A 25,433-nucleotide genomic window follows, 5' to 3' on the forward strand; every position below is an offset into this window, starting at 1 on the left:
AGCAGGCTTTACTCTGCGCTAAGCCACGGAGACGTGCCTGAGTGGCCGAAAGGGGCACCCTGCTAAGGTGTTGACTGTGCAAACGGTCCAGGAGTTCGAATCTCCTCGTCTCCGCAAGAAGCGGTAAGAACCTGGGAATCGTTGGTGCCAACGGTCCCCGGGTTCTTGCTATGCCTGGCTGGACGGAGAAAGCGGGTGAGCTGTGAGGGGCGGCCGGGCCTTGGATCGGGCGCTGCGTATGGGCTCGCTTGGCGGGCGATGCGCTACCGGGTTTTTGCGGCGGCCGGTAGTGTCGTCGATGGGACTGTGACTGAGGTCGCCGCTGTCGAAGTCGCATTTGGTTTCTCCTCCCGAAGGGGGTGGGGAGGCGGGGAACTGGGATAGACTTGACTCATGGTCCGCCGGCACTGGAGCCGTGCGGAAGGCGACGGCAGCGATGCCGCAGTGATAAAGGAAACGATATGGATATCGCATTCACGACCAAATTGGCGGCGGAATTCATAGGTACGGCCATACTGATGATTTTCGGTAACGGGGCGGTGGCGAACGTGGAGCTCAAGGGCACCAAGGGCTATCATTCCGGCTGGCTCACCATCGCGATGGGCTACGGGTTCGGCGTGATGCTCCCCGTGCTCATGTTCGGCGGTATTTCGGGCGCGCAGATTAACCCGGCCATGACGATCGGACAGGCGGTCAACGGCATGTTCCCCTGGTCGCAGGTGGCCCCGTTCATCCTGGTGCAGCTGCTGGGCGCGGCCGCCGGACAGCTGATCGTATACGTGGTCTACTATCCCCACTACATGCAGACCGACTCGCCCCAGGCGATTCTGGCCTCCTTCACCACTACGGACGCTTCCGAATCCAAGGTCAACTATTTCATTAACGAGTTCGTTGGCACGCTGCTGCTGGTGCTGGGCGCCCTGTGCTGCCTGGAGGGCGCTTGGGGCTCTAAGAACAAGGCTTCGGCGGCCATCGTGGTGGGCTTCATCGTCTGGGGTCTGGTCACCTCCTTGGGCGGCCCCACCGGCCCCGGTCTGAACCCGGCCCGGGACCTGGTGCCGCGCATCCTCCACCAGTTCCTCCCCATCCCCCACAAGGGCTCCTCCCGCTGGGACGAGGCCTGGATTCCGGTCGTCGCCCCGATCCTAGGCGCCATCCTAGGCGCCTTCCTCTTCAAAACCCTCTTCGCTCTCTGAGCGGCTTGGGCAGCTGGCGACGCATTCGTCCGCGTTTTCACCGCTTACGGTCGTAGCCACAATCGCGATGCTTACGCGCTGCGATTGTGGCTAGGAAGGGGGCAGGCATGGCGCGAACGTCTTTGCCTCCCCTGATTTGGCAAGGGCGGGACCGAGAGCGCGGGTGGCGGGTTCGGCCTGGTTCAGAGGGGCTGGTAGAAGGCGGTGGGGCCTTGGTCTTGGGGGCTTATCTGGCCGTTGAAGAGGTTGGTCAGGCTCCTGGTGAAGGCTTCCTGTTGGTCGGCGGGCAGGTCGATGGTCAGGCTCACTCGGTCGGTGAACTCCTCGCTGGCCACCTGGCCCTGGCTGTGTTCCACCAGTTGTTTGAGCCGCTCGTAGCGTGGGTAGTCCACCCTGACCATCAGCCGTCGGGCGGGCGTAATCTTCGCCTGCTTGGCCGCTTTGAGAGCCAGCGAGGCGGCGGACGAGTATGCGCGGATAAGGCCGCCTGAGCCCAGCAGAATCCCACCGAAATAGCGGGTCACGGTCACGATGCAATCGGTCATGTCGTTGCGCCGCAGCACTTCCAGAATCGGCTTGCCCGCAGTCCCCGATGGCTCCCCATCGTCGCTCATGTGCTCCGACAGATTTCCTGAGCCCTGTCCCGCGTGCGCGCTGCCGGCGTTGTCCGAGCCGGTCAGTGAGGCTGGGCCGGCCGAATCCCCTCCCCAAATAGCGCAATGGCACACATGCCGCGCCTTGGGGTCAGCCTTCCGCCGCGCGGCCAGAAAGTCAAGCGCTTCGGCCGCCCCGCTTACATGGCAGACCGCTCCGATGAACACCGATTTACGGTCCTCGAGCTCCCCAACCGCCGGCTCCCCGGGCAGGTCCAACACCGTCCGCATCCCGCCTCCTCGTTACTCCCAATCCCCTCTACCGACACCAACAACCTTCTCACGAATCTTCAGCTGCTTCGCGGGCCGGGAGGAAGCGGGCGGGTGGTAAACAGCTCGGCTGGTTGCGTTTGGGTGCCCGCAGGACACCTGGGACGCTGGGTCCTGCCTCCTTGGAAGGCCGGCGGGTCCAGAGAACCGGTCTGTCCGCAGCATTCAGGATTTCATAATGCAGCAGCATAACCGTTGTTTTCCGCGCTCGCCGGTTCCGTCCTGCGAGCGTTCAGGTGGCTTGTTGCCGCGTCATGGTTTTACTCTAGGGCACTAGCGTTTATCCGCGCAATTTCCGCCGGGTGAAGCGCCTGCTCTCTTCCCAGGGTTCAAGCGTTCGCGATTTTCCGCCACGGCATCTAAATCTGGCGCTTTGCTTAGTATTGAGGTCATGAGCGATGCGCAAGAGCAGCAGGAGGAGAGCCGGCCCGGTGAGGCGTTGACCGTCTCGTATGAGCGGCTGCGGCACTCCGAGGATTCGGCCGAGCTGAGCGCCCTGGCCCGCCGGCCTCTCCCTGATCGTTCGGAGCAGGCGGCGTTCTCGCGAGCAACGGCTCTGCTGGAGGCGGTGGCCGGCAACGAGCACACACCGGTGGAGGACCGGGTGAGCTTGGCCCAGAACATGCCCTTCCCGAACATCCTCGTCAAGCTCTCCCGGGACCCGCAGCCAGCTGTGCGCCGGGCCGTCGCGGCCAATAAGGCCGATAAGAATTGGCTGGTGGGCCTCCTGACCAAGGATCCGGACGGCAGCGTACGGGCGGCCGCCCTGACCAATCCGATGACTTCGTGGAAGATGCGCCTGGAGGGTGCTCAGAGCGAGGATACGGATGCCGATACTTTGGACTTCCTCGGGCAGCTGGGCGTAGGCGTGGAGCCTGACGCGCCAGTGGTCCTGGCCACGATGGTCCGCCGGGCCGTGGCCTTGAACCCGGCAACCGGTTCGGGCACAATCGAACGGCTTAGGTCCGATACCGAAACGCAGGTGTCCAAGGCCGCCGCATCCCGTTAACGGACGGTCGGTCCGGGCTCGCAAGCAGGGCTGCCGGCCCGACGCCGACGCGCGCTCTTGACGGGTTTGTGCCAAGTCTAGGCCCAGGCTACAATGGTGTATTGTTGTGTTTCCCTCAGGGGTCCTCAAAGCGCTTTTCCCACTCGCCGTCTAGGACTTGCAGGGAGCCCACGGATAATGCGGTTTTCCGCGCGTTGCCTTACGGCGTGGCGGGGAGCCCGAAACACAATGCAAGGAAAAGGTTGAAACTGTGAAAACGTTCACCCCAAAGCCGGCTGACTTAAGTCATGACTGGTACGTCGTCGACGCCTCCGATGTGGTGCTCGGCCGTCTGGCCGCCCAGGTCGCGACCCTGCTGCGCGGCAAGAACAAGCCCACTTTCGCGCCCCACGCCGACTCCGGCAACCATGTGATCGTCATCAATGCGTCCAAAGTGGCCCTGACCGGCAACAAGGACGGCAAGGTCCTGTACGCCCACTCCGGCCGTCCCGGCGGCCTGCGTCGCGATTCCTACGGCGAGCTCATGCAGCACAACCCCGAGCGGATTATCACGACCGCGGTCAAGGGGATGCTGCCTAAGAACAAGCTGGCCAAGGTCCAGCTGACCCGTCTGCACGTCTATGCGGGCGAGGATCACAAGCACCAGAGCCAGCAGCCGACCGAGTTCAAGATCACTCAGGTCTCGCAGCAGGCCAAGTAGAACCGAAGGGAATGAATACTATGGCTGACAACAACAACAGCTCCGCGGTTCTTGAAGCCGAGCAGACCGTGTACACCTCCGAGACCAACTCCGGCGCTGGCACCGGCACCTCCGCGATCGCGCCGGGCTACGGCACGGGTCGTCGCAAGGAAGCAGTCGCCCGCGTGCGCCTGGTCCCCGGCACCGGCCAGTGGTCCATCAACGGACACTCGCTTGAGGAGTACTTCCCCTCCCGTCTGCACCAGCGTGAGGTCAACTCGCCGATCGTGCTTCTGAAGCTCGAAGGCAAGTTCGACATCAAGGTGCTGGTCGACGGAGGCGGCGTGACCGGCCAGGCAGGCGCTGTTCGCCTGGGCGTGGCCCGTGCGCTGAACGCCATCGACCGCGACGCCAACCGCGCCGCCCTCAAGAAGGCTGGCTTCCTGACCCGCGACGCCCGCGTCGTCGAGCGCAAGAAGGCCGGTCTGCACAAGGCCCGCCGCGCGCCTCAGTTCTCGAAGCGCTAATTGCTCCAGGCCGCAAGGCTTACGGCTGGAACCCCCGCTCGTCCTTCATTGGACGGCGGGGGTCCCGCATATTTGGGGAAAGGTGCGAAGATGAAGATTATGTGAAGATACCGTGAAGTTTTGTTGTGAACAACCGGCTGTACTGGGATACTCAAAGAACGATACCTCTCTCGCGACACGGCCGTCCCTTCCTTTTCTGGTGGGAGGTCCCATTCTTTTTTTCTTTACGCTGGCCATAGCTCTACCTGATTAGGTGGTACCTCATGAATGACCACACCTACTCCCGCGGTGCCGCTCGTGCCTTGACCGCTTTGGCTTTGGGCCTGCTGGTGGCCCTGCCCACCGCTGCATGCGGTTCCGCTGGTGCCTCTTCGGACCCTAAGCCGGTGGCCGCGGAGCATGATCCGGTGTCCCCGGCTGCCAGTCACGACCAGGATCCGGCCCAGCGCCGCCAAGACAAGCAGGCCGGCTCGATCGCCGAGCTGGCTCAGCGGGCCTTGGACCAGGGCGCCGGTGATTATCAGGGCGCCATCCTGAGGCGCACGGTCCAGTCCGGTTCCATGAATGCGGCCGATTACGAGGATGCCTGGTCCAAAATGAGGCAGTGCGTGGCTGACCAGGGGTATCCTGAGTATTCGCCCCATAAAACCTCTAGCGGCATCTATAGCCTGACCTACGAGTCCCAGTCCGGCGCCCGCACTGAAAACAGCTCCTATGGACAGGCCGTCGCCCAGTGTCAGCAGCGCTACGTCGCGGACGTTTCGCCTATTTACCAGACCCAGCTGGGCAATCCGGGTCTGTATAGGGATACCCAGCAGGCTGCGATTGATTGCCTGCAGCGGGCCGGGTTCGTGCCCAAAAGCTATACGGTTGAGCAGTTCGACCGGGAGCGGGCTCGTTCGGATGGCGACGAATCCAAGATGGCCTTTGATTTCATGAGCCCGCAGGCCCAGTCCTGTCTGGTGCCCAACAACATAGACATGCTCGACGTGAACGATTCGCGGGGCAAGTAGCCGCGCGATGTGCTCAGGCCAGCGCATCTGGATTTAAGGGGGTTGGCCCGCACGTCTGGGAGTCGCACAATAAAGCGCACATTCTGCATATAAAAATGAACAGTATATGCTGAATTGTGCGCACATGACACGCCGCAAATTGCACGAAACCCGTTCGAGTGGCGCGAACTCGCCCCTTTCCGCTACATTGTGAATCTGGTCACACTAGTTGGCCAAGCAGTGAGCAGGATAGACAAGGGCGCCGCATCCGAGGGGTGTGTGCTCTTGGATGGGGTGCCGAGCCAGACCGTCACAAGGAGGGGCTGTGGTTTCGGCGCGTAAGACATCAACGAAGATCCAAGACATCAAGGAAGCGCAGAGTGCCCAGGATGAGGTGGACGCCCTGGTTACCAAAGCGCAGGCCGCCCTGACCGAGTTCGAGAAACTCGACCAGGAGCAGGTGGACCGGATCGTGGCCAAGGCTTCGATCGCTGCCCTCAACAAGCACCTGGAGCTGGCGCAGATGGCCGTTGAGGAGACGGGCCGTGGCTTGGTGGAGGATAAGGCCACCAAGAACATCTTCGCCTGCGAGCATGTGACCAACCACCTCGCCCACCAGCGTACGGTTGGAGTGATCAACGACTACGACGTGGATGGCATCGTCGAGATCGCTGAGCCGGTCGGTGTGGTCGCAGGGGTCACCCCCGTGACCAACCCCACCTCCACCGCTATCTTCAAGTCGCTGATCGCCCTGAAGACCCGCTGCCCGATTGTGTTCGGCTTCCACCCGTTCGCCCAGCGATGCTCCACGGCCGCGGCCAAGATCGTGCGCGACGCCGCGATCGAGGCCGGGGCTCCTGCCGACTGCATCCAGTGGATCGAGCATCCTTCGGTCGAAGCGACCGGCGCGCTGATGAAGCACCCGGGTGTGGCGACCATCCTGGCCACCGGTGGACCTGGCATGGTCAAGGCCGCTTATTCGTCCGGTAAGCCCGCACTTGGCGTCGGCGCCGGCAATGCGCCGGCTTACGTGGACAAGACGGTCAATGTGCCCCGCGCGGTCAACGATCTGATCCTGTCCAAGCACTTCGACTACGGCATGATCTGCGCCACCGAGCAGGCCATCATCGCCCACAAGGACATTTACGCGCGTCTGGTCGAGGAGATGAAGCGCCGCAAGGCCTACTTCGTCAACCCGGAGGAGAAGGCGCTGTTGGAGCGCTACATGTTCGGCGTGACCTCCTACCCCGGTAAGGATGCTCCCGCCCCCAAGCTCAATTCGGTTGTGCCAGGCAAGTCGCCGCAGTACATCGCCCGCGAGGCCGGTTTCGAGATTCCCGAGGATGCCACCATCATCGCCGCCGAGTGCAAGGAAGTCGGCGAGATGGAGCCGCTGACCCTGGAGAAGCTGGCTCCGGTCCAGGCTGTGCTCAAGGCCAAGGACAAGGACCAGGCCTTCGACATGTGCGAGCGGATGCTGAAATTCGGCGCCGGGCACACCGCGGCCATCCACACCGACGACCAGGACCTGGTGCGCGAATACGGCCTGAGGATGCATGCCTGCCGCATCATCTGGAACCAGCCCTCATCCCTGGGCGGCATCGGCGACATCTACAACTCCATCGCCCCGTCGCTCACCTTGGGTTGCGGCTCCTACGGCGGCAATTCGGTCTCGGGCAACGTCCAGGCCGTCAACCTGATCAACGTCAAGCGAATCGCGCGGAGGAATAACAACATGCAGTGGTTCAAGGTCCCGGCCAAGACCTACTTCGAGCCCAATTCAATCAAGTACCTGCGTGACATGTTCGGCATCCGTCGTGCTGTGATTGTGTGCGACAAGGTGATGGAGCAGCTGGGCATCGTGGACAAGATCATCGACCAGCTGCGCGCCCGCCGCGAGCCGGTCACCTTCCGCATCATCGACAACATCGAGCCTGAGCCGAGCGTGGAGACCGTTGAGCGCGGGTCGGAGATGATGCGCGACGATTTCAAGCCCGACACCATCATCGCTGTGGGCGGCGGCTCCCCGATGGACGCGGCCAAGATCATGTGGCTCCTGTACGAGCACCCGGAGATCTCCTTCTCCGATGTGCGCGAGAAGTTCTTCGACATCCGCAAGCGAGCCTTCAAGATTCCGCCGCTGGGGTCCAGAGCCAAGCTCGTGTGCATCCCCACCTCGTCCGGCACCGGCTCCGAGGTCACGCCCTTTGCGGTCATCACCGACCACAAGACCGGTTACAAGTACCCGATCACCGATTACGCGCTCACCCCGTCCGTCGCGATCGTCGACCCGGTCCTGGCGCGCACCCAGCCCAGGACGCTGGCTTGCGACTCCGGTTTCGACGCGCTGACCCACGCCACCGAGTCGTTCGTATCCGTGTATGCCAATGATTACACGGACGCGATGGCCCTGCGCGCGGCCAAACTCATCTGGGACAACCTGGACATTTCCGTCAACGCGGCTCCTGGCCGTGAACGGACCCAGGCCCAGGAGAAGATGCATAATGCGGGCACAATGGCCGGGATGGCTTTCGGCTCGGCTTTCCTGGGCATGTGCCACGGCATGTCGCACACGATCGGCGCCTTGTGCCATCTGGCCCACGGCCGCACCAACGCCATCCTGCTGCCGTATGTGGTGCGTTACAACGGCCAGGTGCCCCAGGAGTCCACGTCCTGGCCCAAGTACAGCGAGTACACGGCCTCCGAGCGTTACCAGGAGCTGGCGAACGAGCTGGGCATCAAGTCCTCATCCCCGCAGGATGCCGTGGAGAAGTACGCGCAGGCCCTGGAGGATTACCGAGACAACAAGCTGGGCATGGACTCTTCCTTCCAGTCCGCTGGCGTGGATGAGGAGTACTTCTGGAGCGTGCTTGACCAGATCGGCATGCGCGCGTACGAGGACCAGTGCACTCCCGCCAATCCCCGCGTCCCGCAGATCGAGGATATGAAGGACATCGCCATCGCCGCCTACTACGGCGTCCCCCAGGAAGAGGGGCATGCGAGGCGGGTGGCTCGCGAAGGCGAAGCCGCCACCGAGGAGGCTTCCCAGCGCGTCGGCTGAGGGGTGTTGAGGCCGGGCTGGTTGCCTTCGGGCGCGAGCGACCACCGGCGGCCTTGCCTCAGAGCCACGTGAGGGACGGTCGAGAGGCTGCCGGCTGCGAAAGGTCGGCGGCCTCTTTTCTATATCGGCGGCCCTGCTGATCCTGTCGCTGCATCGCGGTAACCGGCGACCGGCCAAAAGTCGCCGGTTCGGGCGTTGGTTGACGCCGAGGGCGCTGGTCTGCCTCCGCTCTTCGTGGACATGCGCATCGAGCGTGTCGGCTGCTGGGACCGTGTTTGCCGCCGGCCGCCCGCCAGCGTTGAGTCCTGCGTGGAATCATTGGACTGGTCGTGCTAACCTGTTGGGGCGAGGTGGAAACGGCGCTAGTTGAGCCGGCGCCGCAGCGAGTTGATTCCAGAGCCTGCGATACTAGCATTGGCGCGGGTTGTGTGGGGTCGTACATCGACGACACGCCCGGATTATGCTAGGGGCCCCCTCGTGCTTAAATAAGAAAGTTGCCTCTTTTGGGGCTCGCACTTTGGTAATCAAAATAGCGAGCGTGCGCACGGGCCGTTGAACGGCTGCCCGGGCGGTCGCGCATTGATGTGGACTGGTTCGTCGGGCTATGCCTGCTGGGCCATAAGCGCCGGTGCCCTCAAGAGCAGGTTGGTAAACAGTTAATCATCGCTAGAAAGGGCGGACGGCAATGGCGGGACAGAAAATCCGCATCAGGCTTAAGTCCTATGACCACGAGGTCATCGACCAATCGGCGAAGAAAATCGTCGAGACGGTGACGAACGCGGGCGCAACGGTTGTTGGCCCCGTTCCGCTGCCGACTGAGAAGAACGTGTATGTCGTCATCCGTTCTCCTCACAAGTACAAGGACTCCCGCGAGCACTTCGAGATGCGGACGCACAAGCGCCTTATCGACATCGTCGACCCCACGCCCAAGGCTGTGGATTCGCTGATGCACATCGACCTGCCTGCGGACGTCAACATCGAAATCAAGCTGTAAGGGAGGAGGGAACCGCATGACTCGCGAGCAAAAGAACACCACCGCCTTGCTGGGCCGCAAGCTCGGCATGTCGCAGGTGTGGGACGAGAACGGATTCTTCGTCCCCGTCACCTTGGTCGACGTCTCCACCAACGTGGTGACCGCCGTCAAGACCGAAGAGAGCGACGGATATTCCGCCGTGCAAATCGGTTACGGTCAGATTGATCCGACCAAGGTAACCAAGCCTCTGGCTGGGCACTTCGCCAAGGCAGGGGTCACCCCACGCCGTCATTTGGTCGAGGTGCGCACCGAGGACGCCGACAAGTACGAGCCCGGTCAGGAGCTGCCGGTCGACTTGCTGCCCGAAGGCAGCAGCATCGACGTCACCGGCACCACCAAGGGCAAGGGTTTCGCCGGCACCATCAAGCGCTGGGGCTTCAAGTCCTACCGCCGCACCCACGGCTCTCACAAGAACGAGCGTCGTCCCGGCTCCGTCGGCGCGTGCGCCACGCCTAGCCGCATTCTCAAGGGCAAGCGCATGGCAGGCCGCATGGGGCACGACACGTCCACCGTGCAGAACCTGACCATCGTCTCCGCCGACATCGAGAACGGCGTCATCGCAGTCAAGGGCGCCATTCCCGGCCCCCGCGGCTCGATCGTCGTGGTTCGCTCGTCCGTGAAGGGAGCTTGATACTTATGGCAAGCGTCACTTTGAATATCACCGATGCCAAGGGTCAGGCCGCCGGCTCCATCGAAGCCCCGGCCGAGATTTTCGGTATCCCTGAGGAAGACGTGCAAGCTCACATCCCGCTGATTCACCAAGTCGTCATCGGCCAGCTGGCGGCGGCTCGTCAGGGCACGCACGCAGTCAAGAACCGCTCCCGCATCTCCGGCGGCGGCAAGAAGCCTTGGAAGCAAAAGGGCACCGGTCGCGCTCGCCAGGGCTCCATCCGCTCCCCACAGTGGGCCGGCGGCGCTGTGGCCCATGGACCCGTGCCCCGCGATTACTCGCAGCGCACCCCCAAGAAGATGAAGGCCGCAGCCTTGCGCTACATCCTGTCCGACCGCACGAACGCCGGCCGTACGCATGTGGTCGATTTCGGCATCGGCGAGACGCCCACGACCAAGGGCGCGAAGGCGGCTCTCATGCCCGTCGTCGGCGCTCGGTTCACGACGATTGTTTTCTCTCGCGACGAGGTCAACGAGTGGCTCTCCGTCAGGAACCTGCCGACCGTCCACACGCTCTTCGCCGACCAGCTCAACACCTACGATGTGGTCACCGCCGAGGACGTGGTCTTCACCAAGGCAGGCTTCAACGCCTTCCTGGAAGCCAAGAGCCCGGCCGAGGCCGAGACCGCTAAGGAGGCCTGATTTTCATGGCAGCAATTCACAAGCCAGCGCATGACATCATCATTAAGCCGGTTGTTTCCGAGAAGAGCTACATGAACGCCGACCGTGGCCAGTACACCTTCGTGGTGGACCCGTCCGCGAACAAGGTTGCGATCAAGCAGGCCATCGAGCAGATCTTCAAGGTGAAGGTGACCTCGGTCAACACGCTCAACCGCCAGGGCAAGCGCACCCGCACCCGTGCAGGCTTCGGCCAGCGCGTCTCGGAGAAGCGCGCCATCGTCACGGTGGCTGAGGGTCAGTCGATCGATGTCTTCGGTAACTGAAGGCTAGCCGAGAAAGTTAAGGAAGAACTACATTATGGCTATCCGCACATACAAGCCGACGACCGCGGGCCGTCGCAACGCTTCGGTTTCGGACTTCTCCGAGATCACGCGCTCCAAGCCCGAGAAGTCGCTGCTGCGCAAGAAGAACAAGACTGGCGGCCGCAATTCGTACGGCCGTATCACCAGCCGTCACCGGGGTGGCGGTCACAAGCGCCAGTACCGCCTGATCGACTTCCGTCGTTGGGACAAGGACGGCGTGCCAGCCAAGGTTGCCGAAATCGAGTACGACCCCAACCGGTCCGCTCGCATCGCCCTCCTGCACTTCGCGGACGGCGAGAAGCGCTACATCGTGGCGCCTGAAGGCATCAAGCAGGGTGACGCGATTGAGACAGGCCCCCAGGCCGATATCAAGCCTGGCAACAACCTGCCCCTGGCGAACATCCCCACCGGTACCATCGTGCACGCGATTGAGCTCCGCCCCCTCGGCGGCGCAAAGATCGCCCGCTCGGCCGGCGCTGGCGTCCAGTTGGTCGCCAAGGATGGTGCTTACGCCCAGCTGCGTATGCCCTCCGGCGAGATTCGCAACGTGGACGCGCGCTGCCGCGCCACGGTCGGTGAGGTCGGTAATTCGGAGCACGCCAACGTGCAGCTCGGCAAGGCCGGGCGCGCCCGCTGGCTGGGCCGCAGGCCGATCACCCGAGGCGAGTCCATGAACCCGGTCGACCACCCGCATGGCGGTCGTACGCGCGGTGGCAAGCCGCCGGTGTCTCCGTGGGGCAAGGGCGAAGTTCGCACGCGCCGTCCGAAGAAGGCTTCGAACAAGATGATCGTGCGCCGTCGGCCCAATGGCAAGAACCGCAAGTAAGGGAGTGTCGGAAAGATGACTCGTAGCATCAAGAAGGGGCCATTCGTCGACGCCCACTTGCAGAAGAAAGTCGACGCGCAGAATGAGAAGGGCACGCATGAGGTCATCAAGACCTGGTCGCGCCGTTCGATGATCACCCCCGACTTCATCGGTCACACGTTCGCCGTGCACGATGGTCGCAAGCATGTCCCGGTTTTCGTGACTGAGGCCATGGTGGGCCACAAGCTCGGGGAGTTCGCCCCCACGCGCACCTTCAAGGGGCACGTGAAGGATGACAAGAAAGCACGCCGCTGAGGCGGAGGAAGAGCATAGACATGGAAGCTAAAGCAATTGCCCGTCACGTCCGCGTGACGCCGCGCAAGGCTCGCCGCGTCGTCAACCTCATCCGAGGCAAGCGTGCGAGTGAAGCCGTCACGATTTTGAAGTTCGCGCCCCAGGACGCGGCCGTCCCGGTCCGTAAGGTTCTGGAGTCCGCGATCGCCAACGCGCGTGTCAAGGCGGACCGGGCCAACGAGCCCTTCCGCGAGAACGAGCTGGTTGTCCGCGAGACTTACGTGGATGAGGGCGTGACCATGAAGCGGTTCCGTCCCCGTGCACAGGGGCGCGCGGCTCGCATCAACAAGCGCACCAGCCATATCACGGTTGTCGTGGCCGACAAGGAAGGAGCCCGATAATGGGGCAGAAGATCAACCCGTTTGGCTACCGGCTCGGCATTACCGAAGAGCACCGCAGCAAGTGGTTCTCCGACTCTCACAAGCCGGGGGAGCGCTACAGCGACTTCGTGCTTGAGGACGACAAGATCCGCAAGGAGATGAACAAGGATCTGGAGCGCGCAGGCGTCTCCAAGATCATCATCGAGCGCACGCGCGACCGCGTCCGCGTCGACATCCACACCGCCCGGCCGGGCATCGTCATCGGCCGCCGTGGCGCGGAGGCCGAGCGCGTGCGCGCCAAGCTGGAGAAGATTACCGGCAAGCAGGTTCAGCTGAACATCTTCGAGGTCAAGAACGCCGCGATCGACGCGCAGCTGGTTGCTCAGGGCATCGCCGAGCAGCTGACCAACCGAGTCACCTTCCGCCGCGCCATGCGCAAGGCGGAGCAGGACGCCATGCGCGCGGGGGCCAAGGGCATCAGGATCAAGCTCTCCGGTCGCCTGGGAGGCGCCGAGATGAGCCGTTCCGAGTTCTACCGCGAGGGCCGTGTGCCCCTGCAGACTCTGCGCGCTCTGATTGACTATGGCTTCTTCGAGGCCCGCACCACCTACGGCCGCATCGGCGTCAAGGTGTGGATCTACAAGGGCGATATGACCGAGCGTGAGTTCGACGAGCAGCAGGCCCAGCAGGGCAACCGCGGCCGTCGCGGTTCCGACCGCCGTCCGCGCCGTGGTGGCAGCACCCGCCCCTCCGAGGGTCGGGCCCGCCAGCATCAGGCCGCCGAGCACGAGAACAGCGGCATCGCCACGCCTCCCGCCCAGGTCGCGCAGACCGAGGCTGAGGCGCCGGTCGCCACGGAAGCAAAGGAGTGAGCTGTGCTTATCCCAAAGAGGGTTAACTACCGCAAGCAGCATCGTCCCTCCCGTAGGGGCATGTCCAAGGGCGGCAACGAGATTGCCTTCGGCGATTTCGGTATCCAGGCATTGGCTCCGACCTACCTGACCAACCGCCAGATCGAGGCCGCTCGTATCGCCATGACCCGCTACATCAAGCGTGGCGGTCGTGTGTGGATCACGGTCTTCCCTGATCGCCCGCTGACCAAGCACGCCCTCGGTTCCCGAATGGGTTCCGGTAAGGGAGCGCCTGAGTACTGGGTGGCGAACGTCCATCCTGGGCGCGTCTTGTTCGAGATCGGTGGCGTGAGTGAAGACGTCGCCCGTGAGGCCCTGCGCCGCGCGATCGACAAGCTCCCCATGAAGTGCAGGATTATCGCGCGCGAAGGCGGTGACATCTGATGACAGTCGGAACGGCCGAATACTCAATCAAGAACCTGACCGAGAAGACCGATGCGGAGATTGAGGACTTCCTCAAGAAGTCCAAGGAGGAGCTCTTCAACCTGCGCTTCCAGTCCGCCACCGGCCAGCTGGACAACACCTCCCGCCTCAAGGCAGTCAAGCACGACATCGCCAGGATGTACACAGTCCTGCGTGAGCGCGAGCTCGGCATCAGCCAGGCGCCGGCGGACGGTGCTGACAGCAGCAAGAGCGAAGCTGAGGAGAAGTAAGCATGGCTGACAAGCAGGAGCGCAACTTCCGCAAGGTTCGTCGCGGCTACGTCGTGTCCGACGGGATGGACAAGACCATCACGGTCTCGATCGAGCAGCGCTCGACCCACCCCCTGTACGGCAAGGTCGTCCGCTCGAACCGCAAGGTCAAGGCCCACGATGAGATGAATGAGGCCCATGTGGGCGATTTCGTCTCGATCATGGAGACCCGGCCCCTGAGCAAGACCAAGCGTTGGCGGCTGCAAGAGATCGTGGAGCGCGCCAAGTAACAAGTTCGGCAAGGCTCCGCTTGTCACCGTCCCCTCACCGGGGTATGGTGCTTGCGGAGAACCAGCGCGGCTAAGGAGAATCAATGATTCAGCAGGAATCGCGGCTTCGCGTCGCTGACAACACGGGTGCTAAGGAGATTCTAGCCATCCGCGTGCTCGGCGGGTCGAAGCGACGCTATGCCGGCATCGGCGATGTGATCGTCGCCTCCGTAAAGGACGCCATCCCCGGCGGGTCGGTCAAGAAGGGCGAGGTCGTCAAGGCCGTTGTCGTCCGCACCAAGAAGGAGCACCGTCGTCCCGACGGCTCCTACATCAAGTTCGACGAGAACGCCGCAGTCATTCTTGGCAACGGGAACGAGCCCCGCGGCACTCGTATCTTCGGACCGGTCGGTCGTGAGCTGCGCGACAGGCGCTTCATGAAGATCGTGTCCCTCGCACCGGAGGTGATCTGAGATGGTAGCCAAGATCAAGACCGGCGACCAGGTCAAGGTCATCCGCGGCAAGGATCGCGGCAAGGAGGGCAAGGTCACCAAGATTCTGCCCAAGGACCGTCTGATCGTCGAAGGCGTGCAAATCGTCAAGAAGCACATGAAGGCCACCCAGCAGGGCCAGCAGTCCGGCATTGTGCCGGTCGAGGCGCCGATTCACCGTTCCAACGTGATGGTGATCGACCCCGAGACCAAGCAGCCGACTCGAGTGGGCGTGGTGGTCAAGGAGGAGGCTCGTGACGGCCGCATCAAGCGCGTCCGTACTCGCGTCGCCAAGAAGTCAGGCAAGGAGCTGTCATGAGCGATACAACCGTTGAAGCACCGGCAGTCCCTCGTTTGAAGCAGAAGTACACCGAGCAGATCGTGCCCGAGCTGGTCAAGCAGTTCAAGTTCGCGAACCCCATGCAGGTGCCGAAGATCGAAAAGGTCGTCGTCTCCATGGGCGTGGGTGCCGCCGCTCGTGACTCCAAGCTGATTGAGGGCGCCATCAAGGATCTCTCCGCGATCACCGGCCAAAAGCCCAAGGTGACCAAGGCCAAGAAGTCCGTGGCCCAGTTCCACCTGCGTGAAGGCCAGGCCATCGGCGCTTACGTCACCCTGCGTGGCGAGCGCATGTGGGAGTTCCTGGATCGCCTGCTGACCGTCGCCCTGCCCCGTATCCGCGATTTCCGCGGTATCTCGGGCAAGCAGTTCGATGGCCAGGGCAACTACAACTTCGGCCTGACCGAGCAGTCCGTCTTCCATGAGATTGACCCTGATCAGATCGACCATCAGCGTGGCATGGACATCACTGTGGTGACCACCACCAAGAACGATGAGGAGGCCAGCGTGTTGTTGAAGCAGCTCGGTTTCCCCTTCAAGGAGAACTGATATGGCAAAAACCGCTCTGAGGAACAAGGCGGCGCGCAAGCCTAAGTTCAAGGTGCGTGCTTACACACGCTGCCAGGTCTGCGGTCGTCCTCATTCCGTGTATCGTAAGTTCGGCCTGTGCCGCATCTGCCTTCGCAACAAGGCTCATGCAGGCGAGCTGCCTGGTGTTACGAAGTCAAGTTGGTAAAGATCGACGCTGAAGGTCCGCGGCCCGGGCAGGCAACTGCCGGGCGGCGGAAACCACCGCGAGGAAGGGCATAAGCCCACATGACAATGACAGATCCTATCGCAGACATGCTGACTCGTCTGCGCAATGCGAGCGCGGCCAAGCATGAGACCGTGGACATGCCGTATTCAAAGTTCAAGGCGGCCATCGCGCAGATTCTCAAGCGCGAAGGTTACATCGCCGACTTTGAGGCCAAGGAGGCCCGCGTGGGCCGGACCTTGCAGATCACGCTCAAGTACGGCCCCCACGGCGAGCGGAGCATCGAAGGCATCAAGCGGGTGTCCAAGCCCGGCCTGCGGCGCTACGCCAAGTCGGACTCCCTGCCTATGCCTCTCGGAGGCCTGGGTGTGGCCATCATTTCGACGAGCTCGGGGCTGATGACGCAAAAGGAATGCCTCGACCGGGGCATCGGCGGCGAAATCGTCGCCTACGTGTGGTGAGAGAGGAGAGCTGAACATGGCATCGCATATTGGTAAGCTCCCCGTCACCATTCCGGCTGGCGTGGAAGTATCGTTCCAGGGGCGCGACTTCTCGGCCAAGGGGCCGAAGGGGTCGGACTCCTTCACTCTACCTGCGGGCATCAGTGGCAAGGTGGACGGCTCTGAAATCATCCTTGATCCGATGAACGACGAGCGCTCCACCAGGGCCAACCACGGCCTGTCCCGTTCGATCATCGCTTCGATCGTAGAAGGCGTCTCCAAGGGCTTCGAGAAGCACCTGCTGATCGTCGGCACCGGCTACCGCGCGGTCGCCAAGGGCAAGGGCCTTGAGCTCTCCCTGGGCTACTCGCACACGGTGACGGTCGACGCGCCCGAAGGCATCACCTTCGAGCTGCCCAACGCCAACGAGATCATCGTGCGTGGCATCAACAAGCAGCGGGTTGGCCAAGCAGCGGCCAACATCCGCAAGCTGCGCGCCCCTGAGCCTTACAAGGGCAAGGGTATCAAGTACGCGGATGAGCACATCCTACGCAAGGCAGGAAAGGCTGGTAAGTGATATGAGCGTCGCAATTCGCGGAAAAGGCAAGAAGGTTGCCCGTCTGCGCCGTCACTCCCGCCTGCGCAAGCGCATCCAGGGCACAGCCGAGCGTCCCCGCCTGGTGGTTACCCGTTCCAACCGCAACATGGTCGCCCAGATTGTGGACGACACCCGGGGCGTCACCCTGGTCAGCGCTTCCACGCTGGCTGGCGACTTCCCCAAGGTCGAGGGCGACAAGGTCGCTGCCGCCCATAAGGTCGGAGAGCTGATTGCCCAGAAGGCCAAGGATGCGGGCATTACCGCCGTGGTCTTTGACCGCGGGGGCAACAAGTATCATGGTCGCGTCGCAGCCGTTGCGGAAGGCGCCCGTGAGGGAGGTTTGGCACTGTGAGCGATAACGAGACGACGAAGGAGACCCAAGTGGCTGGAGAGGCGCAAACCGCGCAGGCCACCCGCTCGGGTGAGACTGGAGCCAGGGATGGCGGCGAGGATCGTCGAGGCCGCCGTGGCGGTTCCCGTGGCGATGGCCGCAGGGGCGATGGTCGGCGTGACGGACGCCGTGGCCGCCGTGGCCGCGACGACCGCAACGACGACATGCTCGACAAGGTCGTAACGATCAACCGTGTGTCCAAGGTCCACAAGGGCGGCCGTACCTTCAGCTTCGCTGCCCTGGTGGTCGTGGGCGACGGCAAGGGCACGGTCGGCGTGGGCTACGGCAAGTCCCGCGAGGTACCGGCGGCAATCGCCAAGGGCCAGCTGGACGCCAAGAAGCACATGTTCACCGTCCCGCGCATTCGCGGCACAATCACCCACCCGGTGATTGGCCACGATGCAGCCGGCACGGTCCTCCTGCGGCCTGCGGCCCCCGGCACCGGCGTTATCGCCGGTGGCCCGGTTCGCGCCGTCATGGAGTGCGCTGGCATCACCGACATCCTGACCAAGTCCATGGGGTCGGCCACCGCTGTCAACATGGTCCGCGCCACTGTGGCTGGTCTGAAGTCCTTGGAGGAGCCCGAGGAGATCGCGGCCCGTCGTGGCCTGACCTTGGAAGAGGTCGCTCCCGACTCCCTGCTGAAGGCCCGTGCAGCCGGCATCGCCGAGGCTCGCAAGGCCCGTGAGGAAGCTAAGGCCAAGGCCGCTTCCGACCAGAAGGACGGTGAGTGATGAGCAAGCAGATTAAGGTTACCCTGGTCAAGGGTTTCGCCAACCAGACCGAGCGTCAGAAGGTGAATGCGCGCTCCCTGGGCCTGCACAAGATCGGTCAGAGCGTCGTCCTCGACGACACACCGGTCTACCGCGGCATGATCGACAAGGTTCGCCACCTGGTCACTGTTGAGGAGGCAGACTGATTATGGCTAGCAATAACTCCGAACAGACCGAGCAGCCGACGATTCTGCGCATGCACGATTTGCACCCGGCGCCCGGCGCCAAGCGCGATCGCATCCGCGTGGGACGTGGTGAAGGCTCCAAGGGTAAGACCTCCGGCCGTGGCATGAAGGGCACGAAGGCGCGTTACCAGGTGCGTCCTGGTTTCGAAGGCGGCCAGCTGCCGCTCTACATGCGCCTGCCCAAGCTGCGCGGCTTCAAGAGCCCGTTCAAGAAGCAGTTCCAGGTGGTCAACCTGGGTCGGCTTTCCGAGCTCTTCCCCCAGGGTGGCGAGATTGACGCCAAGACCCTGGCTGAACATGGCGCCGTCCGCGCTGGGCAGCCAGTCAAGGTGCTCGGCGACGGCGAGGCCAAAGCGGCCTTCGTCCTGAAAGGCGTGAAGGTTTCCGCCTCCGCCAAGACCAAGGTAGAAGCCGCGGGAGGTTCGGTCTCAGAAGACTGAACCGATCGGGGCGGCTTTGGGAATGCGGCCTGATGATCGGCTCCCACCGCAACAGCGGGCGGGAGCCGATTTCGTATAGGGACGCAAGTATTGACCTGCCCATCGTCTATGATGAGGCGGGAAGTTGTCGGCGCGGCTAGGGGTGGCCGAGGCGCTTATAGGGAGGAATCCAGGTGAGGACGTTAATCCAGGCCTTCAAAACCAAAGAGTTGAGGAAGAAGATCCTCTTCGTCTTTGGCATGATCATCATTTACCGGATAGGTTCCTTCATACCCACGCCTGGGGTTGATTACCCTGCCGTGCAGAGGTGCGTCTCCTCAGCCGGTAACGAGGACTTCATAGGTCTGGTCAACCTTTTCTCGGGAGGCGCGCTGCTCCAGCTGTCGATCTTCGCGCTGGGCATCATGCCTTATATCACCGCGTCGATCGTGGTGCAGCTTTTGCGCGTGGTGATTCCCCGCTTCGAGGCCCTCCACAAGGAAGGGCAGTCCGGCGAGGCCAAGCTGACTGAGTACACTCGTTATCTGACCATTGGCCTGGCTGTCCTCCAATCCACGACCATCCTGGTCACGGCCCGTTCCGGAGCGCTGTTCAATAACGCATGCACGGAGAAGGTCATCCCTGACGGGTCCGTCTGGAACTTCGTGGTCATGATTCTGGTCATGACCGGAGGCACCGGCCTGATCATGTGGATGGCCGAGCTGATTACCGACAAGGGCATCGGCAACGGCATGTCCGTCCTCATCTTCACTTCCATTTGCTCCGGCTTCCTGCCGCAGCTGTGGAACATCGGTTGGGGGACCAACGGCAAGGACGGTGATTGGAAGAAGTTCGGCATCGTCGTAGCGGTCCTGGTCGCCATCCTGATTTTCGTCAATTACGTGGAGTTGGCGCAGCGCCGCATCCCCGTGCAGTACACCCGGCGCATGATCGGCCGCAAGATGTACGGCGGCTCCTCCACTTACCTGCCGCTCAAGATCAATATGTCCGGCGTGATTCCGCCCATCTTCGCTTCCTCGATCCTGGCAATCCCAACCTTGGTCTCACAGTTCGGCAAGGCGGATCAGTCATGGGTCAAGTGGATCAACACCAACTTGGCGAACACCACGAGCGTGTGGTACATCGCCCTGTACTCGGTCATGATCGTCTTCTTCTGCTTCTTCTACACGTCGATCACCTTCAACCCGGATGAGACTGCGGACAACATGAAGGAGTACGGCGGCTTCATCCCTGGCATCCGCGCCGGCAGGGCCACCTCCCGCTACCTGAACTACGTGATGAATCGCTTGAACACCGTGGGCGCCATCTACCTGCTCTTCGTGGCGTTGATTCCCACCGTGCTTATTATGCTGCTTAAGATCAATGGCAAACTGCCCTTCGGCGGCACCACGATCCTGATTATCGCCGGCGTCGGCCTCGACACTTTGCGCCAGGCCAAGGCGCAGACCGAGCAGTTCCAGTACACCGGCTTCCTGCTGGAAGGCGACCATAAGGAGGGGTGAGCCCCTGGGTACCTCCACATGCTGTGCATTGATCCGGTCGCGGCGAGCTCGCCAGGCCGGATCATCATTTTTTATAAGCTGTAGACCAATCACACCGACTGACGAGAAAAGGATGAAAGATGGCTCAACGACTGCTAATCATGGGACCCCAGGGAGTAGGCAAAGGCACGCAGGCCGCCCTGCTGAGCGAGCATTACGGCATTCCCGCGATTTCCACTGGCGACATCTTCCGCTATAACCTGAAGAACGGCACCGAGCTGGGTAAGCAGGCCCAGTCGTACATGAACAAGGGCGAACTGGTGCCCGACCAACTCACTAACGCGGTCGTGGAGGACCGCCTGGGCATGGATGACGTCAAGGGCGGTTGGATCCTGGATGGGTACCCGCGTTCCGCCCCCCAGGTGGAGGCCTTGGACGCCATGTTGGAGCACCTGGACACGCCTTTGAGCGCTGTAGTGGCCTTGGACGCCGACCGAGATGTGCTGATGGCGAGGATGCAGAAGCGGGCTCAGATCGAAGGACGGGCCGACGACACCCCTGAGGCCATCGCCAAGCGTTTGGATGTATACGCCAAGGAGACCGAACCCCTGCTCCAGACCTACGCTGATCGCGGCCTGCTGATTAAGGTCAATGGCGTGGGTGAAATCAACGACATCAGCGCTTCAATCATCGCCGATCTGGATGCCCGTTCCTGATCTCGGTGCAAATGGCGAGAATGGCCGGTCGAATCGAACCACGATTCAACCGGCCATTCAGTTGATACGGCCAGCGGTCGGACTGCGGACCGCGTAATGCTCTTGATCATTATGATGACCGCGCTTCAGCGAGGACGGCGGCAATCGCGATTGGAAAGCCCCAGAGGCCGTCGCCGGGGTTCGTCATGGTCGGCACGTTCATATGGGTGCCTTTGCATGGTCGTGGTAACGGCCTTGCCGGTGGGGCAGGGGCAGTGAAGATAGCGGAATAGCGGAGAAGAGCCGAGAGTTAGGCGAGTATGCGAGCAAAAGTTGAGTTTGCTTGACTCAAGTATTTTGCTGTCGGTTAAAAACGGGCATAGTCCAGACCGAGGCCGGTTGTATTGAGTGAACGGCGAGGGACCTCCCCCCGGGTAGTCATTCGGGGCCTGGCCGCATCCGCCGAAGATATGAACTTACTGCATTGCTTATAAGGAGTGTGCATGATGACAATGCTTCCGGCGTTGATGAACAATTCGATTTTCAGCGATTTCTTTGACGATCCCTTCTTCAATAACTGGCGTGACAGCCGTCGGTCCGACGGTTCGGCCCAGATGACCCCCTCCGCCCTGATGAACACGGACGTGCGGGAGAAGGACGGCAACTATGAGCTGGACATTGACCTGCCCGGCTTCACCAAGGACGACGTGGCCCTGCGTCTGGAGGATGGCTACCTGATCGTCTCCGCCCAAAAGAAGGGCGAGCAGGGCTCCAAGGACGACGAGGGTAAGTGGATTCGTCGTGAGCGTTACACCGGCGCCTGCTCCCGTAGCTTCTATGTCGGTGAGGGCCTTAAGGAGGACGACATCCGCGCCAGGTTCTCCGACGGCACTTTGCATGTGTCCGTGCCCAAGGAGTCGGTGCGGCCGGTGGAGACCAAGAAGACGATCTCGATCGAAGACTGATTTCGCGTGAGCTTTGACGGTTGGGCCGTCGACGGGTCTGATACCCCGCCGACGGCCCTTTCGTCTGCCAGCCTCGCGCAACCGCGTCCGTGCGACTTGGCTCGAACAAGGGGCCTCAGCGTTCAGCGCAGATGTAACACGCCGCAGAATAAAGGGATTTGAGTATGCTACACTAGCAAGTTGGCGTGTCTTGAGGCGCGCCGTGTAACCAGCCAACGGACGGATTGAAGGCTCATGGCAAAAGACGGTGTGATCGAAGTCGAAGGTCGAGTAGTGGAAGCGTTGCCTAACGCGATGTTCCGCGTCGAGCTTGAGAACAAGCACATCGTCCTGGCCACCATATCCGGCAAGATGCGCAAGAACTACATCCGCATCCTGCCCCAGGACAGGGTGGTGCTGGAGATGAGCCCCTACGACCTGAACCGCGGACGGATTACGTACCGGTACAAGTAAGGTACAAGAAGCAAAGGAAAACCATGAAGGTCAGCCCTAGTGTGAAGAGGATCTGCGAGAACTGCCGCGTGATCCGCCGTCACGGCCGCGTCATGGTGATCTGCACCAACCCGCGCCACAAGCAGCGGCAAGGCTGAGGTAGATTTCCAGCGGCATAACTGAAGAAGGCGTCAAATCACAGCCGTCAAGGCTGAGCCCCGGGTGCGCAGGCCTGGGCCGGGAGACCGGGCGATTTGGTGCACGACCTGCGTGAACAGAAGGAATCGAGCATGGCACGTCTTGTCGGAGTCGACATCCCCAACGAGAAGCGCATCGAGATAGCCCTCACCTACATCTTCGGTGTGGGGCGCACTCGCGCGAAGGAAACGCTTGCCGCCACTGGAGTGAATCCAGATACCCGCGTCAAGGATCTCACGGATGAGCAGCTGATTACGCTGCGTGATTACCTCGAGGGCAATTACAAGATTGAGGGAGATTTGCGTCGCGAGATCGACGCCGATATTCGCCGGAAGATCCAGATTAATTGCTATCAGGGCCAGCGCCACCGCAGGGGCCTGCCTGTGCGGGGTCAGCGAACCAAGACCAACGCCCGTACCCGCAAGGGTCCGAAGCGCACCGTCGCCGGAAAGAAGAAGGCGACCAAGTAAGGGTCGTGAAGGCTCGGGGCGGTATGGCCCCAGGCTGGTAAGCCAAGTAATTTAATCGTTGGAAGGAAACGAGGAGCAATGGCAGCCAATAAGCAGGCCACGCGCAAGCCTCGTCGCCGGGATCGCAAGTCGGTTCCCGTCGGGCAGGCGCATATCAAGTCCACATTCAACAACACCATCATCTCGATCACCGACCCCTCGGGCGCGGTCGTGGCATGGGCTTCCGGCGGCGACGTCGGTTTCAAGGGCTCCCGCAAGTCGACCCCTTACGCTGCCGGCATGGCCGCTGAGTCCGCCGCCCGCAAGGCTATGGAGCACGGCGTCAAGAAGGTCGATGTCTTCGTCAAGGGACCCGGTTCGGGCCGTGAAACCGCCATCCGTTCCTTGCAGTCCGCAGGCCTGGAAGTCGGTTCCATCTCCGATGTCACCCCGCAGGCACACAACGGTGTCCGCCCACCCAAGCGCCGTCGCGTCTGAGCACTAGAAACCCATAAGTCCACCCGCGAAAACCGGTGAGTGCACCACTGGTTGGAGCTGAAAGGATAAGAACAGTGCTTATTGCACAGCGTCCGACACTTACTGAAGAGGTAGTCAATGCCCAGCGCTCCCGGTTCACGATTGAGCCTTTGGAGCCTGGTTTCGGCTACACTCTCGGCAACTCCCTGCGTCGTACCCTGCTGAGCTCGATTCCAGGTGCGGCCGTCACTTCGGTCCGCATCTCCGGTGCGCTGCACGAATTCACCACGCTTCCAGGCGTGGAGGAGGACGTGACCGAGATCCTGCTCAATATCAAGAACATCGTGCTCACCAGCGAGTACGACGAGCCGGTCGTCATGTACCTGCGCAAGTCGGGTCAAGGCGAGGCCAAGGCTGGCGACATCACGCCGCCCGCTGGCGTCACCGTCGCGAACCCTGACCTGCATATCGCCTCCCTGGCCGAGGATGGCGAACTCGAGATTGAGTTCACCGTCGAGCGCGGGCGCGGATACGTGCAGGCCCAGCTCAACAAGCAGGACTCAGACGAGATCGGCCGAATCCCGGTCGATTCCATTTACTCCCCGGTCCTCAAGGTCTCCTACAAGGTTGAGGCGACGCGCGTTGAGCAGCGCACAGACTTCGACAAGCTGGTGCTGGATGTGGAGACCAAGCCCGCCATTTCGCCGCGAGATGCGGTGGCTTCCGCCGGTTCCACGCTTGTGGAGCTCTTCGGTCTGTGCCGCGACCTGAACAACCAGGCCGAGGGCGTCGAGATCGGCCCCGAGCCGGTCCAGGAGGAGGCCGACCCGGAGATGGCCGTGCCGATCGAAGACCTCAACCTGACGCAGCGTTCTTACAACTGCCTCAAGCGCGAAGGCATCCACACGATTGGCGAGTTGGTTTCACACACCGAGCAAGACCTGCTGGACATTCGCAACTTCGGCATGAAGTCGATTGACGAGGTCAAAGAGAAGCTCCAGGACATGGGGCTCTCGCTCAAACCATCGCCCCTGGGCTTCGACACGAACAACCTCGAAGGCGGAACCTTCTTCTCGCCCGAGGATCAGTGACCCTTGAACTAGGGTCAACCGTGGGGCGGGCGCCGGCGAGAAGCAACGCCCGCCCCCACACAAGCCTTCCGGATTCGGATGCTCGGGCGAATGCCCACCTGGATTCGGGAGCATCATAAGGAGAATTACAATGCCACAACCGAAAAAGGGCCCGCGTCTGGCTTCCAGCCCGGCCCACGAGCGTCTGATGCTGGCCAACATGGCCACCAGCCTGTACGCTCACGGCCGTATCACCACGACCCTGCCTAAGGCCAAGCGCCTGCGCCCTCTGGCTGAGCGGATGATTACTTTCGCCAAGCGTGGGGATTTGGCTTCGCGCCGCCGCGTGATGCGCGTGATCCGCGACAAGTCCGTGGTCCACAAGCTCTTCACCGAGATCGCTGAGCAGATGGAGCAGCGCGAGGGTGGCTACACCCGTATCACCCGCATCGCCCCCCGTAAGGGCGACAACGCTCCCCAGGCGATCATCGAGCTGGTGACCGAGCCTGTGTCCCCTAAGCAGGCGACGGTGCGCGAGGCCGAGGCAGCCGCGAAGCAGGCCGCCAAGGATGAGGACAATGAGATGGCTGAGGCTACTGAAGCCGCCATTACCGGGGGTATGGCCGAGGACGCGACCGACCAGGCCGTGGCCGCGAATGAGTCCGGTGAGGACGTCGCAGCCGCCGACCAGTCCGCAGTCGACCTGCAGAAGGAGTCCAAGGAGGCTGAGGCCGCTGAAGCCCAGGCTGAAGAGGACGCCGATGTGGCCGAGGACGTCGCTAAGGCCGACGAGAAGTAAGGCGCATATAACCAGGCGTGGCTGTTAGGCCCGCTTGGATGGTGTGAATGGGCTGGGGATTAAACCCCCAGCCCATTCTCGTATCCTGGGTGC

The 25,433-nt window shown here is 62.2% G+C and carries 37 protein-coding genes and 1 tRNA gene; 37 read left to right on the forward strand and 1 reads right to left on the reverse strand.

The genetic code is table 11. The annotated features are described in order from the left end of the window. The first annotated feature begins 27 nt into the window (after positions 1-27). Both AB656_RS06925 and AB656_RS06930 read left to right on the forward strand, forming a co-directional pair. Positions 28-114 (forward strand) — tRNA-Ser (locus AB656_RS06925). Positions 115-461: 347 nt separating this feature from the next. Beyond that, positions 462-1,196 (forward strand): MIP/aquaporin family protein, encoded by a 735-nt coding sequence (locus tag AB656_RS06930; RefSeq protein WP_033504318.1) that lies wholly within the window; start codon positions 462-464, stop codon positions 1,194-1,196. Between the two features lie 182 nt (positions 1,197-1,378). On the opposite strand, the gene AB656_RS06935 is transcribed toward AB656_RS06930, so the two are convergent. Then, positions 1,379-2,080, reverse strand: coding sequence for an IMPACT family protein (locus AB656_RS06935; protein ID WP_033504319.1), 702 nt, complete (start codon positions 2,078-2,080; stop codon positions 1,379-1,381). 430 nt (positions 2,081-2,510) lie between these two features. On the opposite strand from AB656_RS06935, the gene AB656_RS06940 reads away from it, so the two are divergent. The 35 genes from AB656_RS06940 to rplQ all read left to right on the forward strand — a co-directional run bounded on the left by AB656_RS06940 (position 2,511) and on the right by rplQ (position 25,340). Then, positions 2,511-3,128 (forward strand): hypothetical protein, encoded by a 618-nt coding sequence (locus tag AB656_RS06940; RefSeq protein WP_033504321.1) that lies wholly within the window; start codon positions 2,511-2,513, stop codon positions 3,126-3,128. Between the two features lie 250 nt (positions 3,129-3,378). Then, the gene (gene rplM, locus AB656_RS06945) at positions 3,379-3,828 is read left to right on the forward strand and encodes a 50S ribosomal protein L13 (RefSeq protein ID WP_033504322.1); all 450 of its coding nucleotides are present in this window, start codon (positions 3,379-3,381) and stop codon (positions 3,826-3,828) included. A gap of 20 nt (positions 3,829-3,848) precedes the next feature. Next, positions 3,849-4,334 carry a 30S ribosomal protein S9 gene (gene rpsI, locus AB656_RS06950; RefSeq protein ID WP_033504323.1) on the forward strand — a complete coding sequence of 162 codons (486 nt, stop codon included), beginning with the start codon at positions 3,849-3,851 and terminating at the stop codon, positions 4,332-4,334. A 263-nt stretch (positions 4,335-4,597) separates the two neighbouring features. Then, positions 4,598-5,347, forward strand: a complete 750-nt coding sequence (locus AB656_RS06955; RefSeq protein WP_033504324.1) for a hypothetical protein — start codon at positions 4,598-4,600, stop codon at positions 5,345-5,347. A gap of 304 nt (positions 5,348-5,651) precedes the next feature. Further along, on the forward strand, positions 5,652-8,387 hold the full coding sequence (adhE, locus tag AB656_RS06960; protein ID WP_033504325.1) for a bifunctional acetaldehyde-CoA/alcohol dehydrogenase: 2,736 nt from the start codon (positions 5,652-5,654) through the stop codon (positions 8,385-8,387). 685 nt (positions 8,388-9,072) lie between these two features. Continuing rightward, positions 9,073-9,381: a 30S ribosomal protein S10 gene (rpsJ, locus tag AB656_RS06965; protein WP_006295278.1), complete on the forward strand. Its 309-nt coding sequence runs from the start codon at positions 9,073-9,075 to the stop codon at positions 9,379-9,381. A gap of 16 nt (positions 9,382-9,397) precedes the next feature. Beyond that, entirely contained in the window at positions 9,398-10,051 is a 654-nt protein-coding gene (rplC, locus tag AB656_RS06970) for a 50S ribosomal protein L3 (RefSeq protein ID WP_033504327.1), read from the forward strand. Between the two features lie 5 nt (positions 10,052-10,056). After that, entirely contained in the window at positions 10,057-10,731 is a 675-nt protein-coding gene (gene rplD, locus AB656_RS06975) for a 50S ribosomal protein L4 (RefSeq protein ID WP_033504328.1), read from the forward strand. 5 nt (positions 10,732-10,736) lie between these two features. Beyond that, entirely contained in the window at positions 10,737-11,033 is a 297-nt protein-coding gene (gene rplW, locus AB656_RS06980) for a 50S ribosomal protein L23 (RefSeq protein WP_033504330.1), read from the forward strand. A 34-nt stretch (positions 11,034-11,067) separates the two neighbouring features. After that, complete coding sequence (gene rplB, locus AB656_RS06985; RefSeq protein ID WP_033504331.1) at positions 11,068-11,898, forward strand: 50S ribosomal protein L2; 831 nt, start codon at positions 11,068-11,070, stop codon at positions 11,896-11,898. Between the two features lie 15 nt (positions 11,899-11,913). Then, positions 11,914-12,192: a 30S ribosomal protein S19 gene (gene rpsS, locus AB656_RS06990; protein ID WP_033504332.1), complete on the forward strand. Its 279-nt coding sequence runs from the start codon at positions 11,914-11,916 to the stop codon at positions 12,190-12,192. A gap of 20 nt (positions 12,193-12,212) precedes the next feature. Further along, positions 12,213-12,572 (forward strand): 50S ribosomal protein L22, encoded by a 360-nt coding sequence (gene rplV / locus AB656_RS06995; protein ID WP_033504334.1) that lies wholly within the window; start codon positions 12,213-12,215, stop codon positions 12,570-12,572. Beyond that, on the forward strand, positions 12,572-13,423 hold the full coding sequence (gene rpsC, locus AB656_RS07000) for a 30S ribosomal protein S3 (protein ID WP_033504335.1): 852 nt from the start codon (positions 12,572-12,574) through the stop codon (positions 13,421-13,423). Before rplV ends, rpsC begins: the two co-directional genes overlap by 1 nt. Before the next feature lie 3 nt (positions 13,424-13,426). Beyond that, positions 13,427-13,846, forward strand: a complete 420-nt coding sequence (gene rplP / locus AB656_RS07005; protein WP_033504336.1) for a 50S ribosomal protein L16 — start codon at positions 13,427-13,429, stop codon at positions 13,844-13,846. Further along, positions 13,846-14,115 (forward strand): 50S ribosomal protein L29, encoded by a 270-nt coding sequence (gene rpmC / locus AB656_RS07010; RefSeq protein WP_033504337.1) that lies wholly within the window; start codon positions 13,846-13,848, stop codon positions 14,113-14,115. The genes rplP and rpmC overlap by 1 nt, the downstream gene beginning before the upstream one ends. A 2-nt stretch (positions 14,116-14,117) precedes the next feature. After that, positions 14,118-14,384 carry a 30S ribosomal protein S17 gene (rpsQ, locus tag AB656_RS07015; RefSeq protein WP_033504338.1) on the forward strand — a complete coding sequence of 89 codons (267 nt, stop codon included), beginning with the start codon at positions 14,118-14,120 and terminating at the stop codon, positions 14,382-14,384. Positions 14,385-14,467: 83 nt separating this feature from the next. Continuing rightward, the gene (gene rplN, locus AB656_RS07020; RefSeq protein ID WP_033504339.1) at positions 14,468-14,836 is read left to right on the forward strand and encodes a 50S ribosomal protein L14; all 369 of its coding nucleotides are present in this window, start codon (positions 14,468-14,470) and stop codon (positions 14,834-14,836) included. 1 nt (position 14,837) lies between these two features. Beyond that, the gene (gene rplX, locus AB656_RS07025; protein ID WP_033504340.1) at positions 14,838-15,173 is read left to right on the forward strand and encodes a 50S ribosomal protein L24; all 336 of its coding nucleotides are present in this window, start codon (positions 14,838-14,840) and stop codon (positions 15,171-15,173) included. After that, the gene (gene rplE / locus AB656_RS07030; protein ID WP_033504341.1) at positions 15,170-15,742 is read left to right on the forward strand and encodes a 50S ribosomal protein L5; all 573 of its coding nucleotides are present in this window, start codon (positions 15,170-15,172) and stop codon (positions 15,740-15,742) included. The genes rplX and rplE overlap by 4 nt, the downstream gene beginning before the upstream one ends. A 1-nt stretch (position 15,743) precedes the next feature. Continuing rightward, positions 15,744-15,929 carry a type Z 30S ribosomal protein S14 gene (locus AB656_RS07035; protein ID WP_033504343.1) on the forward strand — a complete coding sequence of 62 codons (186 nt, stop codon included), beginning with the start codon at positions 15,744-15,746 and terminating at the stop codon, positions 15,927-15,929. An 80-nt stretch (positions 15,930-16,009) separates the two neighbouring features. Next, positions 16,010-16,408: a 30S ribosomal protein S8 gene (gene rpsH / locus AB656_RS07040; protein ID WP_033504344.1), complete on the forward strand. Its 399-nt coding sequence runs from the start codon at positions 16,010-16,012 to the stop codon at positions 16,406-16,408. Between the two features lie 16 nt (positions 16,409-16,424). Further along, positions 16,425-16,964, forward strand: a complete 540-nt coding sequence (gene rplF / locus AB656_RS07045) for a 50S ribosomal protein L6 (RefSeq protein WP_033504345.1) — start codon at positions 16,425-16,427, stop codon at positions 16,962-16,964. Between the two features lies 1 nt (position 16,965). Continuing rightward, positions 16,966-17,337 (forward strand): 50S ribosomal protein L18, encoded by a 372-nt coding sequence (gene rplR, locus AB656_RS07050; protein WP_033504346.1) that lies wholly within the window; start codon positions 16,966-16,968, stop codon positions 17,335-17,337. Further along, positions 17,334-18,110 carry a 30S ribosomal protein S5 gene (gene rpsE, locus AB656_RS07055; protein WP_033504348.1) on the forward strand — a complete coding sequence of 259 codons (777 nt, stop codon included), beginning with the start codon at positions 17,334-17,336 and terminating at the stop codon, positions 18,108-18,110. Before rplR ends, rpsE begins: the two co-directional genes overlap by 4 nt. Beyond that, positions 18,110-18,295 carry a 50S ribosomal protein L30 gene (gene rpmD / locus AB656_RS07060; protein WP_033504349.1) on the forward strand — a complete coding sequence of 62 codons (186 nt, stop codon included), beginning with the start codon at positions 18,110-18,112 and terminating at the stop codon, positions 18,293-18,295. The genes rpsE and rpmD overlap by 1 nt, the downstream gene beginning before the upstream one ends. Before the next feature lie 2 nt (positions 18,296-18,297). Then, positions 18,298-18,774, forward strand: a complete 477-nt coding sequence (rplO, locus tag AB656_RS07065) for a 50S ribosomal protein L15 (protein ID WP_034982963.1) — start codon at positions 18,298-18,300, stop codon at positions 18,772-18,774. Positions 18,775-18,947: 173 nt separating this feature from the next. Next, on the forward strand, positions 18,948-20,276 hold the full coding sequence (gene secY / locus AB656_RS07070; RefSeq protein ID WP_033504350.1) for a preprotein translocase subunit SecY: 1,329 nt from the start codon (positions 18,948-18,950) through the stop codon (positions 20,274-20,276). Between the two features lie 119 nt (positions 20,277-20,395). Continuing rightward, positions 20,396-20,971 (forward strand): adenylate kinase, encoded by a 576-nt coding sequence (locus AB656_RS07075; protein WP_033504352.1) that lies wholly within the window; start codon positions 20,396-20,398, stop codon positions 20,969-20,971. A 485-nt stretch (positions 20,972-21,456) separates the two neighbouring features. After that, positions 21,457-21,915, forward strand: coding sequence for an Hsp20/alpha crystallin family protein (locus AB656_RS07080; protein WP_033504397.1), 459 nt, complete (start codon positions 21,457-21,459; stop codon positions 21,913-21,915). A 234-nt stretch (positions 21,916-22,149) separates the two neighbouring features. Then, the gene (gene infA, locus AB656_RS07085; RefSeq protein WP_004268611.1) at positions 22,150-22,368 is read left to right on the forward strand and encodes a translation initiation factor IF-1; all 219 of its coding nucleotides are present in this window, start codon (positions 22,150-22,152) and stop codon (positions 22,366-22,368) included. Positions 22,369-22,391: 23 nt separating this feature from the next. Next, a complete protein-coding gene (rpmJ, locus tag AB656_RS07090; RefSeq protein WP_003814578.1) occupies positions 22,392-22,505 on the forward strand; it encodes a 50S ribosomal protein L36 in 114 nt (37 codons plus the stop codon). A 132-nt stretch (positions 22,506-22,637) separates the two neighbouring features. Then, positions 22,638-23,015, forward strand: coding sequence for a 30S ribosomal protein S13 (gene rpsM, locus AB656_RS07095; protein ID WP_033504353.1), 378 nt, complete (start codon positions 22,638-22,640; stop codon positions 23,013-23,015). 78 nt (positions 23,016-23,093) lie between these two features. Beyond that, on the forward strand, positions 23,094-23,492 hold the full coding sequence (rpsK, locus tag AB656_RS07100) for a 30S ribosomal protein S11 (RefSeq protein ID WP_033504354.1): 399 nt from the start codon (positions 23,094-23,096) through the stop codon (positions 23,490-23,492). A gap of 74 nt (positions 23,493-23,566) precedes the next feature. Continuing rightward, positions 23,567-24,562, forward strand: coding sequence for a DNA-directed RNA polymerase subunit alpha (locus AB656_RS07105; RefSeq protein WP_033504355.1), 996 nt, complete (start codon positions 23,567-23,569; stop codon positions 24,560-24,562). Between the two features lie 130 nt (positions 24,563-24,692). Beyond that, positions 24,693-25,340 (forward strand): 50S ribosomal protein L17, encoded by a 648-nt coding sequence (rplQ, locus tag AB656_RS07110; protein ID WP_033504356.1) that lies wholly within the window; start codon positions 24,693-24,695, stop codon positions 25,338-25,340. The last annotated feature ends 93 nt before the right edge of the window (positions 25,341-25,433 follow it).

This window comes from Bifidobacterium actinocoloniiforme DSM 22766 (assembly GCF_001263395.1).
GTDB classification, from domain to species: domain Bacteria; phylum Actinomycetota; class Actinomycetes; order Actinomycetales; family Bifidobacteriaceae; genus Bombiscardovia; species Bombiscardovia actinocoloniiformis.

Coding starts and splice junctions, on each gene's coding strand:
- AB656_RS06930 (WP_033504318.1), top strand. CDS start 462: ATGGATATCGCATTCACGACCAAATTGGCGGCGGAATTCATAGGTACG.
- AB656_RS06935 (WP_033504319.1), bottom strand. CDS start 2,080: ATGCGGACGGTGTTGGACCTGCCCGGGGAGCCGGCGGTTGGGGAGCTC.
- AB656_RS06940 (WP_033504321.1), top strand. CDS start 2,511: ATGAGCGATGCGCAAGAGCAGCAGGAGGAGAGCCGGCCCGGTGAGGCG.
- rpsI (WP_033504323.1), top strand. CDS start 3,849: ATGGCTGACAACAACAACAGCTCCGCGGTTCTTGAAGCCGAGCAGACC.
- AB656_RS06955 (WP_033504324.1), top strand. CDS start 4,598: ATGAATGACCACACCTACTCCCGCGGTGCCGCTCGTGCCTTGACCGCT.
- rpsJ (WP_006295278.1), top strand. CDS start 9,073: ATGGCGGGACAGAAAATCCGCATCAGGCTTAAGTCCTATGACCACGAG.
- rplC (WP_033504327.1), top strand. CDS start 9,398: ATGACTCGCGAGCAAAAGAACACCACCGCCTTGCTGGGCCGCAAGCTC.
- rplD (WP_033504328.1), top strand. CDS start 10,057: ATGGCAAGCGTCACTTTGAATATCACCGATGCCAAGGGTCAGGCCGCC.
- rplW (WP_033504330.1), top strand. CDS start 10,737: ATGGCAGCAATTCACAAGCCAGCGCATGACATCATCATTAAGCCGGTT.
- rplB (WP_033504331.1), top strand. CDS start 11,068: ATGGCTATCCGCACATACAAGCCGACGACCGCGGGCCGTCGCAACGCT.
- rpsS (WP_033504332.1), top strand. CDS start 11,914: ATGACTCGTAGCATCAAGAAGGGGCCATTCGTCGACGCCCACTTGCAG.
- rplV (WP_033504334.1), top strand. CDS start 12,213: ATGGAAGCTAAAGCAATTGCCCGTCACGTCCGCGTGACGCCGCGCAAG.
- rpsC (WP_033504335.1), top strand. CDS start 12,572: ATGGGGCAGAAGATCAACCCGTTTGGCTACCGGCTCGGCATTACCGAA.
- rpmC (WP_033504337.1), top strand. CDS start 13,846: ATGACAGTCGGAACGGCCGAATACTCAATCAAGAACCTGACCGAGAAG.
- rpsQ (WP_033504338.1), top strand. CDS start 14,118: ATGGCTGACAAGCAGGAGCGCAACTTCCGCAAGGTTCGTCGCGGCTAC.
- rplN (WP_033504339.1), top strand. CDS start 14,468: ATGATTCAGCAGGAATCGCGGCTTCGCGTCGCTGACAACACGGGTGCT.
- rplX (WP_033504340.1), top strand. CDS start 14,838: ATGGTAGCCAAGATCAAGACCGGCGACCAGGTCAAGGTCATCCGCGGC.
- rplE (WP_033504341.1), top strand. CDS start 15,170: ATGAGCGATACAACCGTTGAAGCACCGGCAGTCCCTCGTTTGAAGCAG.
- AB656_RS07035 (WP_033504343.1), top strand. CDS start 15,744: ATGGCAAAAACCGCTCTGAGGAACAAGGCGGCGCGCAAGCCTAAGTTC.
- rpsH (WP_033504344.1), top strand. CDS start 16,010: ATGACAATGACAGATCCTATCGCAGACATGCTGACTCGTCTGCGCAAT.
- rplF (WP_033504345.1), top strand. CDS start 16,425: ATGGCATCGCATATTGGTAAGCTCCCCGTCACCATTCCGGCTGGCGTG.
- rplR (WP_033504346.1), top strand. CDS start 16,966: ATGAGCGTCGCAATTCGCGGAAAAGGCAAGAAGGTTGCCCGTCTGCGC.
- rpmD (WP_033504349.1), top strand. CDS start 18,110: ATGAGCAAGCAGATTAAGGTTACCCTGGTCAAGGGTTTCGCCAACCAG.
- rplO (WP_034982963.1), top strand. CDS start 18,298: ATGGCTAGCAATAACTCCGAACAGACCGAGCAGCCGACGATTCTGCGC.
- AB656_RS07075 (WP_033504352.1), top strand. CDS start 20,396: ATGGCTCAACGACTGCTAATCATGGGACCCCAGGGAGTAGGCAAAGGC.
- AB656_RS07080 (WP_033504397.1), top strand. CDS start 21,457: ATGACAATGCTTCCGGCGTTGATGAACAATTCGATTTTCAGCGATTTC.
- infA (WP_004268611.1), top strand. CDS start 22,150: ATGGCAAAAGACGGTGTGATCGAAGTCGAAGGTCGAGTAGTGGAAGCG.
- rpmJ (WP_003814578.1), top strand. CDS start 22,392: ATGAAGGTCAGCCCTAGTGTGAAGAGGATCTGCGAGAACTGCCGCGTG.
- rpsM (WP_033504353.1), top strand. CDS start 22,638: ATGGCACGTCTTGTCGGAGTCGACATCCCCAACGAGAAGCGCATCGAG.
- rpsK (WP_033504354.1), top strand. CDS start 23,094: ATGGCAGCCAATAAGCAGGCCACGCGCAAGCCTCGTCGCCGGGATCGC.
- rplQ (WP_033504356.1), top strand. CDS start 24,693: ATGCCACAACCGAAAAAGGGCCCGCGTCTGGCTTCCAGCCCGGCCCAC.